Origin of the sequence: Jiangella endophytica, from assembly GCF_003427025.1 — a bacterium.
GTDB lineage: Bacteria > Actinomycetota > Actinomycetes > Jiangellales > Jiangellaceae > Jiangella > Jiangella endophytica.
On sequence record NZ_QVAI01000019.1, the window covers coordinates 64,761 to 81,590 of the forward strand.

At 72.6% G+C, this 16,830-nt stretch carries 17 protein-coding genes; 8 read left to right on the forward strand and 9 right to left on the reverse strand.

All coding sequences use genetic code 11. The annotated features are described in order from the left end of the window. Window positions 1-4 precede the first annotated feature (4 nt). Genes DZA62_RS28870 through DZA62_RS28885 form a run of 4 tightly spaced genes read right to left on the reverse strand, consistent with a single transcriptional unit; the run spans window position 5 to window position 4,228 of the window. The gene (locus DZA62_RS28870; RefSeq protein WP_116952412.1) at window positions 5-805 is read right to left on the reverse strand and encodes an ABC transporter ATP-binding protein; all 801 of its coding nucleotides are present in this window, start codon (window positions 803-805) and stop codon (window positions 5-7) included. After that, a complete protein-coding gene (locus DZA62_RS28875; protein WP_116952413.1) occupies window positions 802-1,710 on the reverse strand; it encodes an ABC transporter permease in 909 nt (302 codons plus the stop codon). The genes DZA62_RS28870 and DZA62_RS28875 overlap by 4 nt, the downstream gene beginning before the upstream one ends. Next, window positions 1,707-2,642 (reverse strand): ABC transporter permease, encoded by a 936-nt coding sequence (locus DZA62_RS28880; protein ID WP_116952414.1) that lies wholly within the window; start codon window positions 2,640-2,642, stop codon window positions 1,707-1,709. Before DZA62_RS28880 ends, DZA62_RS28875 begins: the two co-directional genes overlap by 4 nt. Window positions 2,643-2,644: 2 nt before the next feature. After that, window positions 2,645-4,228, reverse strand: coding sequence for an ABC transporter substrate-binding protein (locus tag DZA62_RS28885; RefSeq protein WP_116952415.1), 1,584 nt, complete (start codon window positions 4,226-4,228; stop codon window positions 2,645-2,647). 156 nt (window positions 4,229-4,384) lie between these two features. Between DZA62_RS28885 and DZA62_RS28890 the strand changes: the two genes are divergently transcribed. The 4 genes from DZA62_RS28890 to DZA62_RS28905 all read left to right on the forward strand — a co-directional run bounded on the left by DZA62_RS28890 (window position 4,385) and on the right by DZA62_RS28905 (window position 7,901). Continuing rightward, the gene (locus tag DZA62_RS28890) at window positions 4,385-5,716 is read left to right on the forward strand and encodes a four-carbon acid sugar kinase family protein (RefSeq protein WP_157987974.1); all 1,332 of its coding nucleotides are present in this window, start codon (window positions 4,385-4,387) and stop codon (window positions 5,714-5,716) included. Then, window positions 5,713-6,705 (forward strand): 4-hydroxythreonine-4-phosphate dehydrogenase PdxA, encoded by a 993-nt coding sequence (pdxA, locus tag DZA62_RS28895; protein ID WP_116952417.1) that lies wholly within the window; start codon window positions 5,713-5,715, stop codon window positions 6,703-6,705. The genes DZA62_RS28890 and pdxA overlap by 4 nt, the downstream gene beginning before the upstream one ends. Before the next feature lie 14 nt (window positions 6,706-6,719). Further along, the gene (locus DZA62_RS28900; protein WP_198664311.1) at window positions 6,720-7,508 is read left to right on the forward strand and encodes a DeoR/GlpR family DNA-binding transcription regulator; all 789 of its coding nucleotides are present in this window, start codon (window positions 6,720-6,722) and stop codon (window positions 7,506-7,508) included. A gap of 78 nt (window positions 7,509-7,586) precedes the next feature. Continuing rightward, window positions 7,587-7,901: a cupin domain-containing protein gene (locus tag DZA62_RS28905; protein WP_116952418.1), complete on the forward strand. Its 315-nt coding sequence runs from the start codon at window positions 7,587-7,589 to the stop codon at window positions 7,899-7,901. A 42-nt stretch (window positions 7,902-7,943) separates the two neighbouring features. Here DZA62_RS28905 and DZA62_RS28910 read toward each other — a convergent pair whose 3' ends face one another. The 5 genes from DZA62_RS28910 to DZA62_RS28930 form a co-directional block, all read right to left on the reverse strand. After that, window positions 7,944-8,972: a hypothetical protein gene (locus DZA62_RS28910; RefSeq protein ID WP_116952419.1), complete on the reverse strand. Its 1,029-nt coding sequence runs from the start codon at window positions 8,970-8,972 to the stop codon at window positions 7,944-7,946. A gap of 216 nt (window positions 8,973-9,188) precedes the next feature. After that, the gene (locus DZA62_RS28915; protein WP_116952498.1) at window positions 9,189-9,902 is read right to left on the reverse strand and encodes an SDR family NAD(P)-dependent oxidoreductase; all 714 of its coding nucleotides are present in this window, start codon (window positions 9,900-9,902) and stop codon (window positions 9,189-9,191) included. After that, the gene (locus tag DZA62_RS28920; RefSeq protein ID WP_116952420.1) at window positions 9,899-10,333 is read right to left on the reverse strand and encodes a nuclear transport factor 2 family protein; all 435 of its coding nucleotides are present in this window, start codon (window positions 10,331-10,333) and stop codon (window positions 9,899-9,901) included. The genes DZA62_RS28915 and DZA62_RS28920 overlap by 4 nt, the downstream gene beginning before the upstream one ends. Further along, window positions 10,330-11,202, reverse strand: coding sequence for a helix-turn-helix domain-containing protein (locus tag DZA62_RS28925; protein ID WP_116952421.1), 873 nt, complete (start codon window positions 11,200-11,202; stop codon window positions 10,330-10,332). The genes DZA62_RS28920 and DZA62_RS28925 overlap by 4 nt, the downstream gene beginning before the upstream one ends. A gap of 26 nt (window positions 11,203-11,228) precedes the next feature. Then, window positions 11,229-12,002 carry a helix-turn-helix transcriptional regulator gene (locus tag DZA62_RS28930; RefSeq protein ID WP_198664312.1) on the reverse strand — a complete coding sequence of 258 codons (774 nt, stop codon included), beginning with the start codon at window positions 12,000-12,002 and terminating at the stop codon, window positions 11,229-11,231. 86 nt (window positions 12,003-12,088) lie between these two features. Here DZA62_RS28930 and DZA62_RS28935 point away from each other — a divergent pair, with 86 nt between their 5' ends. Genes DZA62_RS28935 through DZA62_RS28950 form a run of 4 tightly spaced genes read left to right on the forward strand, consistent with a single transcriptional unit; the run spans window position 12,089 to window position 16,795 of the window. Beyond that, window positions 12,089-13,708, forward strand: a complete 1,620-nt coding sequence (locus tag DZA62_RS28935; protein WP_116952499.1) for an FAD-dependent oxidoreductase — start codon at window positions 12,089-12,091, stop codon at window positions 13,706-13,708. Window positions 13,709-13,750: 42 nt separating this feature from the next. Then, the gene (locus tag DZA62_RS28940; protein ID WP_116952423.1) at window positions 13,751-15,082 is read left to right on the forward strand and encodes an ABC transporter substrate-binding protein; all 1,332 of its coding nucleotides are present in this window, start codon (window positions 13,751-13,753) and stop codon (window positions 15,080-15,082) included. A gap of 40 nt (window positions 15,083-15,122) precedes the next feature. After that, complete coding sequence (locus tag DZA62_RS28945; protein ID WP_116952424.1) at window positions 15,123-15,959, forward strand: carbohydrate ABC transporter permease; 837 nt, start codon at window positions 15,123-15,125, stop codon at window positions 15,957-15,959. After that, on the forward strand, window positions 15,956-16,795 hold the full coding sequence (locus DZA62_RS28950) for a carbohydrate ABC transporter permease (protein ID WP_116952425.1): 840 nt from the start codon (window positions 15,956-15,958) through the stop codon (window positions 16,793-16,795). Before DZA62_RS28945 ends, DZA62_RS28950 begins: the two co-directional genes overlap by 4 nt. Window positions 16,796-16,830 lie beyond the last annotated feature (35 nt).

Below are 16,830 nucleotides of genomic sequence, written 5' to 3' on the forward strand. Positions count from 1 at the left end.
CATCTCATTCTCCTTCCCAGGCGCCCAGCCGCGGCACGGCGTCGAGCAGCCGGCGGGTGTAGTCCTGCTGCGGCGCGCCGACGACCGCCTCGACCTCGCCGCTCTCGACGAACCGGCCGTCGCGCATGACGTGGACGCGGTCGCTGACCAGCCGAGCCACGCCGATGTCGTGGGTGATCATGAGGATGCCGGCGGACGTGCGGTCCTGCAGGTCCATCAGCAGGTCGAGGATGCCGGCCTGCACCGTGACGTCGAGGGCGCTGGTGGGCTCGTCGGCGACCAGCAGGTGCGGGTCGATGGCCAGGGCCATCGCTATGAGCACCCGCTGCATCATGCCGCCGGAGAGCTGGTGCGGGTAGGCGTCGAGCCGGTGCCGGGGATCGGTGATGCGGACGGAGTCGAGCAGCTCGGCGGCCTGGTTCTGCCGCGCGGCCCGGGACGACGAGGGGTCCTTGCGGCCGAGCACCTCGCCGAGCTGCCGGCCGATGGTCGACACCGGGCTGAGCGCCGTCATGGGGTCCTGCGGGATCATCGCGACGGTCCGCCCGCGCAGTTTCGCCGCTTCCTTCGGCCGGGCCACGACGTCGACGCCGTCGATGAGGCAGCGCCCGGACACGACGGCGAGGTTGCGTGGCAGCAGCGCCTGCACGGCCATGGCGGTGGTCGACTTGCCACTGCCGGACTCGCCGATCAGCGTGACGGTCTCGGACCGGCCGACGGTGAACGAGACACCGTCGACCGCGCGGACCACCCCACCGGTCGTCATCAGCTCGACCTGAAGGTCCTGGACGTCGAGCAGCGTCATCGCGACTCTCCCTTCGCCGCCCGCGAGCGGGACACGCGGTCGCGCAGCCCGTCGCCGAGAAGGTTGACCCCGACGACCAGCAGCACGATGACCAGGCCCGTCAGTGTCACCAGCCACCACGAGGTGGTGATGTAGCCCTGGCCGTCGGAGATGATGCGGCCCCACGTCGGGTGCGGCCGCTCGACTCCGGCACCGAGGAAGCTCAGCGCGCTCTCGAGCAGCACCGCCTGCGCCAGAAGCAGCAGCATGACCACGACCACCTGGTTGATGATGTTCGGGACCACATGGCGCATCAGCACAGCCGCGCGCCGCAGACCGAGCACCCGCGCCGCCGCGACGTACGGTTTCTCGCGCTCGACCAGCACCATCGCCCGGGTGAGCCGGGCCGGCTCGGGCCACTGCGCGAAGGCGATGACCAGCGTGATGACGGTGATGGACGGCCCGAACAGCGCCACCACGAGCAGCAGCAGGAGCAGCAGCGGCACCGACATCTGGGCTTCGAGCAGCCGCGACACGACGGCGTCGACCCGGCGGCCGTAGTAGCCCGCGGCCGCACCGGCGATGACGCCGACCACGCCGGACACCAGCACCGCCAGCACGCCGATGGTCAGTGACACCTGGCCGCCGTGCAGGACGCGCGACAGCAGGTCGCGGCCGAGCTGGTCGGTGCCGAACAGGTGGCCGTCGGTGAGCGGCGGCAGCCGGCGCTGGGAGAGGTCCTGCTCGAGTGGGTCGGGCAGCGGCAGCACGTTGGCCAGCAGGATCGGCACGACGACGATGCCGGCCAGCACCGCGCCGAGCACGATCTTGAGCCGGCTGGCCCGGCGGCGCAACGCCGCGGCCGAGGACTTGAGCCGGTCGGCCGTGACGGCACTCGGCCGGGCGGCCTGCGTCTGCGTGGTCATCGCGACACCGCCTTTCCGACGCGCACCCGCGGATCGAACAGCGGGTACAGGAGATCGACGAGCAACTGGACGCCGATGGCCAGCAGGCTGGTCACCAGCACGGTCGCCTGGATGAGCGGGTAGTCGCGGGTTTCCAGCGCCCGCACCACCAGCGAGCCGATGCCGGGCCAGGCGAACACCACCTCGACCACGACGACGCCGTTGAGCATGGCCGCGAACCGGGTGCCGAGCGCCGTGACCACCGGGATGGACGAGTTGGCGAACGCGTAGCGCCACGTCAGCGCGCGCTCCGCGACTCCACGCGAGCGGGCCACCGTGACGAACGGCGCGGCGAGGTTGCCGGCCATCTCGCGGTGCACGAGCCGGGAGATCAGCGCGATCTGCAGCAGGGCGATGGTGACCGCCGGCAGCACCAGCCCGGACCACGACGTGAACCCGGACGCCGGGAAGATCGGCACCACCACGGAGAGCAGGGTGAGCAGCATGATGCCGGTCCAGAACTCCGGCATCGACTGCCCGGCGATGGTGCCGATGTTGGCGCCGACGTCCCAGCTGCTGTTGGCCCGGCGGGCGGTGAAGATGCCCAGCGGGATGGCGATGAGCGCCGTCAGCAGGATGGCCGCGCCGGCCAGCGTGATGGTGTAGGGCAGCCGGTCGAGCACGACCTCGAGCGCGGGCTGCCGGAACGAGTACGACAAGCCGAGGTCGCCCTGCACCAGCCCGGTGATGAAGTGCCAGTACTGGTGCGGGATGGAGCCGACGAGGCCGAGCTCCTCGCGGATGGCCTGCAGGTCCTCCGTGGTCGCCGTGGGCCCGCCGATGGCCGCGGCCGGGTCGCCCGGAGCGAGGCGGACCAGCACGAACACCGTCGAGACGATGAGGAACACGGTGAACAGGCTCTGCGCCACGCGCATCGCCAGATATCGCGCCATGGTCACCCCTCCTCGAGCCGCACGGCGGCGAGGTCGTAGGAGTTGATGGGGAGCAGATCGAGGTCGCTCACGGTGTCGCGGTGGGCGAGCAGGACGTCCTGCGTGAACGCCCACATGGCCGGCCAGAGGTCCCAGATCGACTGCTGGACGCCTTCGAGCAGCACCGCGCGGCGCTGGTCGTCGGTTTCGGCGGCCGCCGCCCCGATGCCGCCGGCGATGTCGTCGTAGACGAAGCCCATGAAGGCGTCGCCGGTCTTCTCCATCTCAGGGGTGCCGCCGAACAGGCCCTTGAGGCTGGTGAGCGCCAGGCCGGTCTGGTTGCCGTAGCCGTTGCCGATGATGTCGAAGTCGCCGCCGCGGCCCTGCCGCCAGGTGGGGAGATCGCCGCCCGGCTCGAACTGGCGCAGGTGTACCCGCACGCCGATGTCGCCGAGCATCTGCGCGATGGCCTCCATGACGTATGCGTCGGAGGCGAACTCGCCGGACTCCCAGATGACCGTGAGCTCGAGGTCGTCGACGCCCTCGGCGTCGAGCATCTGCCGGGCCTTGCGCGGGTCGAACTCGAACCGGCCGACCTCGACCGCGCCGTCCAGGCTCAGCGGGACGACGCCGTCGGTGGGCGTGACGCTGTCGAGCAGGACGTCGCGCACGATGCTCTCGCCGTCGATGGCCAGGCTGAGCGCCTGGCGCACCGACGCCTTCGACAGCGGGTGCTCCGGCGGCTTGCGGAAGTTGTAGAACAGCTGCACCAGGCGGGTGCCCTGGGCCTGCAGCAGGCTGATGCCCGGCAGGCCGTCGAGCTGCTCGGCGGAATCGGGCGAGATGGAGTCGATGACGTCGACCTCGCCACTGCGCAGCGCCAGGACCCGGCTGGTCTCCTCGGGCAGGAACCGGATGCGCACCTGCTCGACGCCTGGCGCCGGACCCCAGTAGTCGGGGTTGGCCACCAGCGTGTAGTCGCCGGTGCCGCGGTTGGCCTGGGTGACCACGTAGGGCCCGCTGCCGACGCCGTCGGACAACTCTTCCGGCAGGTTGGCGCCCGCCGGAGTGATCAGGATGTTGCTCATGAGGGAGTCGAGGCCGACCAGTGGCCGCCGCGTGACGAGGTCGAACGTGCGGTCGTCGAGCTGGCGCACCGTCGGCCACTCGGGGAACTGGTTGCCGACGAACGAGGCCTCGACCTGCTGGTACATCTCGAGCGCCGTGGCGACGTCGGCGACCGTGACCGGTGTGCCGTCGGAGTACACCGCCTCGGGGCGCAGCCGCACCCGCCAGGCCGTCGGCGAGGCGAGCTCGAAACTCTCGGCCAGCACCGGCTCGGCCCGCAGGCCGTCGCCGATGCGGGTGAGAGCCTGTCGCACCGCCCGCTGGACGGTGACGTGCGCGTCGAACTGGTTGAGCTTGTTGTCCAGGCTGACCAGCGACCGGTTCAGCGCCAGCGTCAGAGCGCCGGCACCGGATGTGCCGGTTGGGCCGGCACAGGCCGCGAGCGCCGGGCCGAGCGCGATGCCGGCGCCGGCCGCGAAGCCGGCCCGCAGCAGGTCGCGGCGGCTGAGGCCGCGGCGCTGTCGTGCGCTGCCGTTCATCGTCACCTCCGGGGGTCCGCGAAGTTGTGCGGATCACACTTGCACCTTTGCGCGAAACGCGCAAGTAACGTAGCGTTCATTCAGGCCGGGAAGGGCCGGACGGACTCCCTCGGCGCAGCGTAAGATTTCGTATCGATGCAGGAAGGAGTGTGTGCCATGGATGTTCCCGTGCTACTGATCGCGGACGACCTGACCGGTGCGGCCGAGGCTGCGGCGGCGTTCCTGTTGCGCACTCCGCGCATCGTCGACCTGCGTACCTTGCGTTCGGTGCGCGCATCGCTCGCTGCCGGCGTGGTGGCCGTCGACACCGACTCACGCTATGTCAGTCCTGAGCTCGCCGCCGAACGATGCCGGACGGCACTCGACCAGCTGCCGCCCGAGGGCGTCGTGGTCAAGAAGATCGACTCCACGCTGCGCGGACCGCTGGCCGCTGAGCTGACCGCCCTGCGCGAGCCTGGCGGCCTGCTCGTCGTCGCGTCGGCGTTGCCCGCGCTCGGCCGGACCGTCGTCGGGGGAGCGGTCCTGGTCGACGGCGTGCCGCTCGAACGGTCCGCAGCCTGGGCCGCCGAACCGCGCCCCGCGCCATCGACGGTGGCCGAGGCGCTGGCGCCGCTGCCGGTGTCGGTGGTCGAGCTGCCCGTGGTGCGCGGCGGCGTGGACGAGCTGGCGGCGGCACTGCTGGCCGCGGCTGACGCCGACCGGGTGGCGGTCTGCGACGCCGAGACCGACGCCGACCTCGACCGGCTCGTCGCGGCGGGCGTCGCGGCGGGCACGCGCATCGGTGCGGCCGGGGCGTCGGTGCGGTGGGCCGGGTCGGCGGGGCTCGCGCACGCGCTTGCTCGTGCCCACGCCGCGGCGGCGCCGGCAGCCCTCAAGGACGGTTCTGCGGCGGCGCAGGCGCACTGCGCGCCCGTCCCGCCGGTGCCGGGCGCGTCGCCCGCTCCGCCGGCGCCGGGCGCGTCGCCCGCTCCGTCGTCGGCCGCGCCGATCCTGTTCGTCGTCGGCACGGCGGCCCAGGCCGCGCGCGACCAGCTGGCGCGGCTGGCCGAGCTCGTCCCCACCGTCGTCGAGCTCGGCCCCGATCACCTCGACGACCACGCCGCCACCGCGGCCGAGGTCGCCGAACGCACGGCCGGCCGCACCGCCGCCGTCCACCTGACCGAGGCCGGCGGGGCGGCACGGTCGCCCGACGTCGTCGCGGCGCTGGCACGGGTCGTCGAGCCGGCGGCACGCGAACATCCGGCGCTGGTGCTCACCGGCGGCGAGACCGCGCGCGCCGTCCTCGCCGCCATCGGGGTCGGCGAGCTGCGCGTTCGCGAGGCGTGGGACGACGGCGTCGTCGTCAGCACCGCGCCCGGGGGAAGGGTCGTCGTCACCAAACCCGGTGCCTTCGGCGACCCGCACACGCTGGCGCGCATCGTCCAGCGGCTCCCCAGCACCCCATGGCAGCTGCATGCCGAGCACAGCCCGCACGAGGAGGACACATGAAGACACCACTGGTCGCCGTCACCATGGGCGACGGCGCCGGCGTCGGCCCCGAGGTCGTCGTGCGGGCGCTCGCCGACCCAGAGGTGCGGTCGCTGTGCCGGCCGGTGGTCGTCGGCGATCTCCAGCGGTTGCTCGACGCCGTCCGCATCACCGGCGTCGACGTCGAACTGCGGGTGGTCGACGGGCCGGAGGAGGCCGCGTTCGAGGCGGGCACGATCGACGTCATCGACCTCGGGCTGCTGCCGGCCGACCTCCCGTACGGCGAGCTGTCGGCGGTCGCCGGCGACGCCGCGTACCACTACGTCAAGGTGGCCAGCGAGCTGGCGGTCGCCGGGCGGGTCCAGGCCATCTGCACGGCGCCGCTGAACAAGGAGGCGCTGCACGCCGGCGGTCACCCGTACCCCGGGCACACCGAACTGCTGGCCGAGCTGTGCGGGGTCGAGGAGGTGTCCATGATGCTGTCGACGCCGACGGTGAAGGTCATCCACGTCACCACGCACATCGGGCTGGTCGACGCCATCGAGCGGATCGACGACGCGCTGGTCGAGCGGACCATCCGGCGCGGCGACGCCACGCTGCGCGACTCCGGGCTGGCCCGCCCGCGGCTCGGCGTGTGCGGCATCAACCCGCACGCCGGCGAGAACGGGCTGTTCGGCCGCGGCGAAGAGGCGGAGAAGATCGTCCCGGCGGTCGAGCGGTGCCGCGCCGACGGCATCGACGTCCAGGGCCCGCTGCCCGCCGACACCGCGTTCTTCCTGGCCGGCCGCGGCGACTACGACCTCATCGTCGCGATGTACCACGACCAGGGGCACGGACCGGTGAAGGTGCTCGGGCTCGAGTCGGGCGTGAACATCAGCGTCGGGCTGCCGGTCATCCGGACGTCGGTCGACCACGGCACCGCGTTCGACATCGCGGGCACCGGGCGGGCCGACGCCGGTAGCATGATCGAGGCTCTGCGCCAGGCGGCCGCGCTCGCGCCGAGCCCCTAGCGAGCGAGGTGGGGATGAACGACCGGCTGACCGCACGCGACCGCCGCCGGGCCATCGTCGACATGGCGTGGACCGACGGCCGGGCCGGGGTCGGCCAGCTGGCGCTGCACTTCGGCGTCACCGAGTCGACCATCCGCCGCGACCTCGCGCTGCTGACGTCGCAGGGCCAGCTCGCCCGCACCTACGGCGGCGCCATGGCGCACGGTCTCGCGTTCGAGGCGTCGCTGGGCCAGCGGGCGCGCGAGGGGTTTCGGCAGAAGCAGGCCATCGCGGCGTGGGCGGCCGAGCAGATCGGGCCCGGCGAGACCGTCCTTCTCGATGCCGGCACCACCACCGGACAACTCGCCCGCGAGCTGCGCGAACGCGACCAGCTCACCGTCGTCACCATCGGGCTCACCGTGCTCAACGAGCTGGCCGACGCCGACGGCGTCGATGTGCTGTGCCTGGGCGGGCGGTTGCGCCACATCAGCCAGGGACTGGTCGGGCCGTTCGCCGAGGCCGCGCTCGAACGCATCACGGCCGACCGTGCGTTCCTCGGCGCCGACGCCGTCACCGTCGAGAACGGAATCTGCGAGGCCAATCTCGAGCAGACCCGGCTCAAGGAGATGATGATGACACGCGCCGAGCAGGTGTACGTGCTGGCCGACGCCAGCAAGCTCGGCCGGCGTCCGTTCCACGCGTGGGCCCGCATGCCGGCGTCGTGGACGCTGGTCACCGACGACGGCGCGTCGACCGGCGAGGTCGAGCGGTTCCGCGCGGCCGGCGTCGAGGTGATCGTCGCCAGCACCAAGGCGGCGACCTGACCGACGGGAGGGCCCATGACCGGCACACACGCCCACAAACGCCGTTTCCCCGGCGACTCAGTGGGTACCGCGGACGACATGACGTTGCTGACGATGGGCGCCGGCCAGCTCGACGAGGCGCGGCTCTCGTCCGCCGGACGAGCGTCGCGGACCCTGCACAGCGGCGCACGGCTGCGCCAGACCCTCATCGCGCTCACCGCAGGGACGCGCATGAACGAACACCAGAGTCCCGGCGACGCGACGGTGCAGTGCCTGCAGGGCCACGTCACGCTGCGCACGCGCGAGCGCAGCATCACCGTCGCCGCGGGCCAGCTGGTCGACGCGCCGCCGGAGCGTCACGACCTCCTCGCCGACGAGGACTCGCTGATCATCCTGACCGTCGGCGTCGCCTGACCTCGTCACCTGACCCCGGCGACGAGGCCGGGCGCCACAGCCTCAGCCGCGGCGCGGACGAGCGGCCCGGCCCCAGGCGTCGAGCAACCGTGCGGCGGAACCGCCGACCGGGCCGACGACGTCCTCGAGGCCGGCCGGCAACGTGGCGGTCTCGACGGCGGGCAGTGCTTCGGCAGCGGTGTCGATCAGCGACGAGCAGACGGCCAGCAGATAGTCGGGCACGACCAGGCGCGGATCGACGCACCCGACGACGGGGACGCCGGCCGCGGCGATGAGCGGGAAGACCGTCCCCGGGATCCCGATCGCGACCTCGGCCCGTGCCGAGGCCTGCAGCGACGGGACCGCGCTGATCTCGTAGCGGCTCCACAGCTGCGGGTTCTCCCGCGGGTGCAGGCCGACCAGGATGTGCTTCCCAGCCGCCTCGAGCGCTGCCGCGGCGTCGAGCAGCAACTGGGTGCCGGGCGCGGCGCCGCCGGTCTGGTCGGGGTAGGTGACGCTGGTGAGGACGAGGACGGTGTCCGGCTCCGGCGCGGGCGTGGGCAGGGTGTCGGTCTGCGGCGACCCGACGACGCGGACCCGCCGGCGGGTGCCGAGGTGCCCGGCGAACGACCGTCCCTCCGCCGCCGACGAGGACGTGACCAGCCGCAGCCGCCGCTCGAACTCGTGCGCCCGCGGCGCCTCGGCGGCGTTGAGATACGCGAGCGACGTCGCGGCCAGCGGGGTCTGCCGGCCGAACGCGGCGGCGCAGTCGGCCGGCCAGTCGGTCGCACCGGTCACGACGAGCAGGTCGGCGGCCGGGTCGTCGTCCGGCGTGACGACGGGGACGGTCTCGCCGGGCACGATCTGCGACAGGTCCGGGACCAGCTGCCGGACGTCCCAGCCGCGGCGCGCGATCTCCGGCAGCAGCGGCCGCAGGTGGTACGTGCCCCACGGCTCGTTCGTGGCGACGAGAACGCGCGGCGGCCGGGACGCGGCCGACGCCGCTGGAATCCCGGTGGCCGCGGCGAGGCCCAGGCCGGCGAGCGTGCCGGTGACGAACGAACGACGGGACGGTCGGGGCGAAACGGTCATGGGGCGCACCGTACCCAGGTCGTCGGGCGCCGACGTGAACGCCCGGTGAAGTCGGCAGTGCCCGGCCGCACGACCGGGTCGGTCGGCAGGAGTGGTGGGGGCGGCGCGCCGGTCGCCAAGGAGGGTCACTGACGACGGGACAGGGCAGGGTCGCCAAGGACCGGGTCAGGGAGGGGTCGCCAAGGACCGGGTCAGGGGAGCGTCACCAGGGCCGCGTCACCAGGGGACGGGGCGGCGGTCGCGGAAGAAGCCGCCGGTCGGACCGTCGTCCGGGAGGGTCGCGGCCCAGACGATGCCGGCGGCGCCGTCGGCCACGGGGCGGCCGCCGGGGCCGCCCATGTCGGTGGCCACCCAGCCGGGGCAGATCGAGTTGACCAGGATCCCGTCGCGCCGCAGCTCCGCCGCCAGCATGCGCGTCACGGCGTTGAGCGCCGCCTTCGTCATGCTGTAGGCGGGCGTGCCGCCACCCATGCTCGCCAGCGACCCGCCCTCGCTCGACACGTTCACGATCCGCGGGTGAGCGCCGGCCCGCAGCAGCGGCAGCAGTGCCGTCGCCAGCCGCCAGGGGCCGTAGACGTTGGTCTCGGCGGCCTCGCGGACGACGTCGAGGTCGGCGGTGGCGGCGCGCTGCCAGGTGTCGTAGTGGATCGCGGCGTTGTTGACGAGAACGTCCAGCCGCCCGAACTCGTCGCGCAGGAACCCCGCCAGCGCGGCGGCGTCCTCGGGACGGGTGACGTCGAGGCGGAACGGGACGACGGCGCCCGGCAGCCCGGCAGCAGCCGACCGGGCCGCGTCGGAGGAGCGCGCCGTCAGGACGACGGTGTGGCCGCGGGCCGCCAGTTGGCGGCACACCTCGAGCCCGATGCCACGGTTGCCACCGGTGACGACGGCGACGGGGGCGACGGGGGCGGGGCCGGCGGCCGAGCTCAAGCCACCCGCCCGCCGGCTCCGGCCGCGCACCGCGCCGCCGCGATCTCCGTCAGCGCGCGGTCGCCCTCTTCGTACGTGGCGTGCAGCGTGATCCCGGCGATCCGGCCGGCGGCGACCCGGAGGTCGTACCAGCCGGCGACCATCCAGGTGTCGCGACGGTCGCCCTCGACGAGGAGGTGGTAGGCGCGGACGGTGGTGGTGCGGCGTCCGTCCGGGGCAGCCAGCACCGGTCCGGTCAGGTGCTGCGTCGCGTCGAAGCCGGGCAGCAGCCCACGCCAGCGCGCCACCACCTCCGGCGCGGGCACGGTCTCCGCCGAGCCACCCCACAACGACGTGTAGTCCAGCCGCACCTCGTCGGCGAGGACGGCCAGCACGCCGTCCCAGTCCAGGGTGTCGACGGCGTGCAGCAGCGAGGTCACCGAATCGGTCATGACGCCAAGCCTGGCCACCGACCGGCCGGGGGCGGAGGGTCCGATCCTGCGGTTCTCAGCTGCGACGGCAGGAGGCCGGTGTGCCGGCGGAACACCCGGCGGAAGTGGCTGACGTTGGTCAGCCCGACCGCGTAGGCGACCTCCGGCACACTCAACCGGCTGCTCAGCAGCAGCGACTTGGCCCGCTCCATACGCCGCGACGTGACGTACTCGTGCGGCGCCAGCCCGGTCGAGGCCTTGAAGGAGCGTGCGAAGTGGAACGGGCTGAGGGTCGCGGCGGCGGCGAGGTCGTCGACGGTGAGCGGGTCGCCCAGCCGCGCCTCGACGACGTCGGCGACGCGGTCGAGCAGGACGTGGTCCAGCCGCCCGGCACCCGCGTCGGCCCGCCGCGACAGCACGATGCCCGCGTAGTGCCCGACGACGTGCTCGGCCAGCCGGTGCGCGAGGGCACCAGCCCGCAGGCCGTCGACGTACGCCAGCCCGAGGTGGGCCTGCTTGAGGATCGACGCCGTCCCGAGCACGACGGCGTCGCGCACCCCGCGCAGCGGCTCGATCTCCGGCGTCCGCGACGACCCCGCCGCGGCCCGCAGCAGGTCGTCGTCCGGATAGATCTCGACCAGCTCGTCGTGCCGGGTGACCTCGCTCCAGTAGACCCGCGACCACCCGTTCGCGAACACGTCGCCGGGCCGGATGTCGAACCGGTCGCGGCGGCCGCCGGACTCGGTGACGACGCCGTGGTGCTCGGCGAACGAGACGCCGATCTGCTGCCGGCCGCTGACGGTGACGCCGCCGGTGACGCCGCCGGTGGGCGGATGCCAGCAGTACACCGATCGCAGCCCCGGCCAGCGCAGTTCCGAACGCCGTCGCATGGGGCCAGTATCGGCCCCGGCCGTGGTCATGCCTGCCAGCGTGACTCGCGCAGCGCCGACGGCGGCAGCCCGGTGACGTCCTTGATCTTGCGGGCGAAGTGGAAGCTGGTCCGGAAACCGCACCGGGCGGCGACCGAACCCACCGGCAGGCCGGTGGAGGTGAGCAGTTCGACGCCCAGCGAGATGCGCCGATCCCACAGGTAGCGCACCGGCGTGGTGTTCATGTGTGCCCGGAACAGCCGGATCAGGTGTGCGGGCGTGACCGAGGCCGCGCGGGCGATGTCGTCGAGCACGATCGGATCGGCGACGTGCGTGTGGATGTAGAGCCGTGCGGCCTCGATCGGCGCGGGCAGCGCGGCCGGCAGGTTGCGGAACTCGGCGACGAACCGCCAGAGCAGCGCCGTGGCCAGGGCGTCGAGCAACGCGCCCTCGGCCGTGAGCCGGGTCTGCTCGGTGACGACGGCCTCGCGGGCGAGGTAGGTCAGCGCCGAGGAGAGCGGCCGCGTGGGGCGCAGCGACTCCAGCCAGCCGCGCATCTGCTCGGTGACGTTCTCGAGCCGGCCACGCACCAGGGTCTGGCGGCTGTCGGCCGCGGGGTCGACGGCCATCTCGTTGGTGTGCCCGGGCAACAGCAGACACAGCTGTCCCGCGGGAACCCGGCGTGGCGGCTGGGTGTCGACGGTCAGCTCGATGGCTCCGGAGTGGATGAGGACCAGGTGGACCTCGTGCTGGTGCCGAGGTCCGATGCGGGAGCCGCCCGGCTGGACGATCTCGCGCGCGGTGGCGTGCGCGATGCGCATGCGTCGTGCGCGGTCATCAATCTCAGACACAGAGCTGCCCATTGCAGCCATGTTAATCAAGCTCATGGAGCTGCTCTCATATGAGCATGAACGAAGTCGAGACACATGTCCTCGTGGTCGGCGGCGGCATGGGCGGGGTTGCGGCCGCGCTGACCGCCGCCCGCCGAGGTCTGACGGTGACGTTGACGGAACCGACCGACTGGCTCGGCGGCGTGCTCACCGCGCAGGCCGTGCCACCCGACGAGCACGTGTGGATCGAGCAGTTCGGCTGCACGGCCGGCTATCGCCAGTACCGCGACGCCGTCCGCGCCTACTACCGCCGGCACTACCCGCTCACCGAGGCGGCCCGGGACGACCGCGCGCTCAACCCCGGCGGTGCGAAGGTGTCCGGTCTGTGCCACGAGCCGCGGGTCACCGTCGCCGTCCTCGAATCGCTGCTGGCGCCGTGGCGCGGGTCGGGCGGCGTGCGGGTGCTGCTCGAGCACGAGCCGCTCGAGGCGCACGTCGACGGCGACCGCGTCGAGGCCGTCACCCTGTTCGATCGGCGCACCGGCGGCACCACGGTGGTCCGGGCCGACTGGGTGATCGACGCCACCGAGACGGGCGACGTGCTCCCGCTGGCCGGCGTCGAGCACGTCACCGGGTCGGAGGCCGCCGCCGAGACCGGTGAGCCGCATGCGTCCGACGTCGCCGATCCGCTGAACATGCAGCCGGTGTCGGTCTGCTTCGCCCTGGATCATCGTCCCGGCGAGGACCACACGATCGACCGGCCGGAGGGGTACGACGAGGTCGCGGCCGCGCGGGCGGTCGACTGGCCGAAGGGTCAGCTGTCCTTCGACGCCCCGCACCCGAAGACGCGGCAGCGCGTCCAGCACCGGTTCTGGCCCAATCCGGACGACGACCCGGCGACGATCGGACCGGACTACAACGACCAGCGGGTGCGGTCGCTGGACCGCAACCTGTGGACGTTCCGGCGCATCGCGGCGCGCGGGCACTTCCGGCCCGGTGCCTATCCCAGCGACGTCACGCTGGTGAACTGGCCGCAGATGGACTACTGGGGCGGCCCCGTGTTCGGCGTTCCGGATGCCGCGGAGCACGCCGCCGCGGCCCGGCGGCTGAGCCGGTCGCTGCTGTACTGGCTGCAGACGCAGGCGCCGCGCCCGGACGGCGGAACCGGCTGGCCGGGGCTGCGGTTGCGCGGGGACGTCGTCGGCGACACCGCGGACGGGTTGGCGAAGACGCCGTACATCCGGGAGTCGCGCCGGATCAGGGCCGAGCACACGATCGTCGAGCAGGAGCTCTCGCTGGCGGTGCGTGGCGCGGCCGGCGCGGTCCGCCACCAGGACAGCGTCGGCATCGGGATGTACCGCATCGACCTGCATCCGTCGACCGGCGGCGACCCGTACATCGACATCGGCTGCTGCCCGTTCGAGTTGCCGCTGGGCGCGCTGCTCCCCGTACGGGTCGACAACCTGCTGCCCGGCGCCAAGAACATCGGCACCACCCACATCACCAACGGCGCCTACCGGATGCCGCTCGTGGAGTGGAACGTCGGCGAGGTGGCCGCTCACCTGGTGGCGTTCTGCGCTCAGCGGAAGGTCGCGCCGCGGGCCGTGCGCGCTGATCGGGCGCTGTTCGCGGCGTTCGCCGGCGAGCTGGACCGGGCCGGGATCGAGCGGCACTGGCCGTCGATCGCCGGCTACTGACCGCGCCCCGTGAGTTCATCGTTCATCGAAGGAGATGACGTCATGCACCATCGAGGCACTTCCCTGCTCGCCGGCACCGCGGCGGCCCTGGTGATCCTGGCCGGCTGCGGCGGGGGAGCGGAGTCCTCCGACTCCGCCTCCGGCGAGGTGGTGATCACCTGCGGCACCTGCCAGCAGAGCCCGACCGACCCGTTCCTGCAGTACAACTACGAGGCCGCTCAGCGGTTCAACGAGCGCTACGCCGGGACGTACCGGATCGAGACGCTGGAGAACCCCAACGCCGGTTCGAGTGACGACCGGCTGCAGTACTACCAGCGACTGGCGATGGCCGAGGACCTGCCCGACCTGTTCCAGCTGAACTCCGGCGAGATCCGGGCGCTGCAGGAGACCGGACGGCTGCACGACTTCGCGCCTGACCTCGCCGCGGACGAGGAGTGGGCCGGAACCTTCCACGACCAGGTGTTCGACGCACTGCGCGGTCCGGACGACCAGGTCTGGGCGATCCCGCAACAGCGCGACGCCATCGGCGTCTTCTACAACGCCGAGCTGCTCGAGCGCGCGGGCTACGACGCCTTCCCCTCGACGTGGGACGGGTTCGAGCAGTTGGCGCAGCGGCTGCGGGCCGACGGGGTGACAGCGCTGGCGCTGGACGGCGACTGGGCCACGATGCTGATGTGGGTGCATCTCATCGGCACCGGCGGCGGCGAGGACTTCCTCACCGACGGCATCGCCGCGGCGGACGGCTGGGCCGACGATCCCGCGGTGGTGGCGGCGACCGAGCGGTTGCGCTCCTGGCACGTCGACGGCTACGTCAACGCCGACGCCTTCTCCGGCGAGTTCCAGAACGCCGCCGCCGCCTTTCTCTCCGAACAGGCGGCGACGATCGCCAACGGGCCGTGGTTCGTCAAGACCAATCTGACCGGTGACGCGGCGAGCCCCGGCCTCTACGAGAAGACCGGGTACGCGCCGGCTCCGGGCTGGACCGAGGGAGAACGCGGGGTGATCGTCGTCTCCGGCGCCGGCTGGGTGTCCGGCACGACGGACGAACGCGCCCTCGAGGCGGTCCGGGAGTTCGTGCGGTTCGTGTCGTCGCAGGACGAGGTGCTCGCCCAGGCGGTCGCGACCGGCGCCAGCCCGCCGGTCGCCGTCGACCCGGCCGCCATGGCCGCCGCCGGACTCGAGCCGCTGGTCACCGGGCTCGCCGAGGAGGCGGCCGAGGTCACGCACCAGTACCCGCACGTGCGCGTCCACGGCCCGGCCGGCTTCGGCGTCGCCTGGCGGAACCTGTGGCCCGCCTACGTCGACGGCTCGATGCCGACGGAGCAGTTCCTCGACCGGCTCGCGGCCGACGCCCGGGCGCAGGCGGGCGGGTGAGGTGGGCGCTACGCCGATCCCGCGCGGAGCACGCCGGGCGGTGGCGGTCTCGCTGCTGCCCGGCGCCGCGCTGTTCGCCACGTTCTTCCTGGTGCCTCTCGGCGTCCTGGTCGTCACCGCGTTCAGCCGATGGGGCGGCCTGGACCTGGCCTGGACCGGACTGGAGAACTACCGGCGGATGCTCGACGACCCGGTCTTCTTCTCCGCTCTCGGCAACACGCTGTTCTACGCGGCCGCCGCGGTCGCGGTGCAGGTGCCGCTCGGTGTGGCGGCGGGCATGGTGCTGGCGCTGCGGCCGCGGGGATGGAAGGCGTTCCGGGCGATCATCTTCGTGCCGTTCGTGATCTCCGGCGCCGCGTACGCGCTGGTCTTCTCGATGTTCTACAACGCCCGAGCCGGCCTGCTCAACAACGCCCTCGCGGCACTCGGCCTGCCCGGCGACCGGGACTGGCTCTTCGACACCGCGACCGCCCGGTGGGCGGTCGCGGGCACCTTCGTGTTCGTCGTCGGGTTCGTCATGATCCTCGTGATGGCCGAGATCGCGGCGATCCCCGACGAGGTCTACGAAGCGGCTCAGATCGACGGCGCGTCGGCCTGGCGCCAGGCCGTGCACATCACGCTGCCGCTGCTGCGCAACGTCATCGGCACCGTCATTCTCATTCGGCTGCTGGTCGACATCGGCATGTTCGACGTCGTGTTCATCCTCACCGCTGGCGGGCCGGACGACGCCACCGCGACGCTGGCGCTGTACGCCTACCGCGCCTACCTCAACGGCGAGTGGGGCTACGCGAATGCGGTCGGCTCGACGATCCTCGTGGTCGGCGTGGTGCTGATCGTGGCGGTGCGCCGGCTGTTCCGGGTGGGTGAGGGCCGATGAGCGCCGCGCGCCCACGCATCTCGCGGCGATCGGCGCCGCTGGCCTATGCGTTCCTCACCCTGGTCGCGCTGCTCGCGCTGACGCCCACGGTCTGGGTGATGGTGTCCAGCCTCAAGACCGGGACGCAGATCTTCACCGGTGCCGGCGTGCTGCCGGACCCGGTGACGCTGCAGGGCTACATCGACGCCTTCACCCAGATCGAGCTGCATCGCTACCTGCTCAACACGCTGCTCTACGCGACGCTCGGCTCGGCCGGCGCCATCGCGGCGGCGTTTCTCGCGGCCTACCCGCTGGCCCGCTACGGGTTCCGGGGCCGCGGGACGCTCGTGGCGGGATTCTCCCTGGCCCTGGCGATACCGGTCGTGGGCCTGGCGACGCCGGAGTTCTTCATCATGCGCGAGCTGGGACTGTTCGACTCTCGCGTCGGCATGGTGATCTTCTACGCCGCCCTGCAGTTCCCGTTCACGTTCGTCGTTCTCCGGTCCTATCTCCTGGCCACGCCGCGCGAACTGGAGGAGGCGGCGGCGATGGACGGCGCCGGGTACTTCACCACGGTGTTCCGGGTGGTCCTGCCGCTGACCCGACCGGCGCTGGCCACGGTGGGGGTCGTCTCCTTCGTGCAGATCTGGAACGAGTTCTTCTTCGCCAACCTGTTCCTCATCTCGCAGGAGCACCAGAACGTGCAGCTCGCGCTGGCCGGGTTCCGGTCGCAGTTCGGCTTCAACGTGACGGGAGCGATCGCCGGTGCCACGATCGTCATGCTCGTGCCCATCGTCGTCTTCGTGGCGCTGCAGCGCCAGGTGATCGCCGGCCTGACCGCCGGCGCCGTGAAATGAATCGTGTCCGGATCTCGGACCTCGCGCCTTTCCTG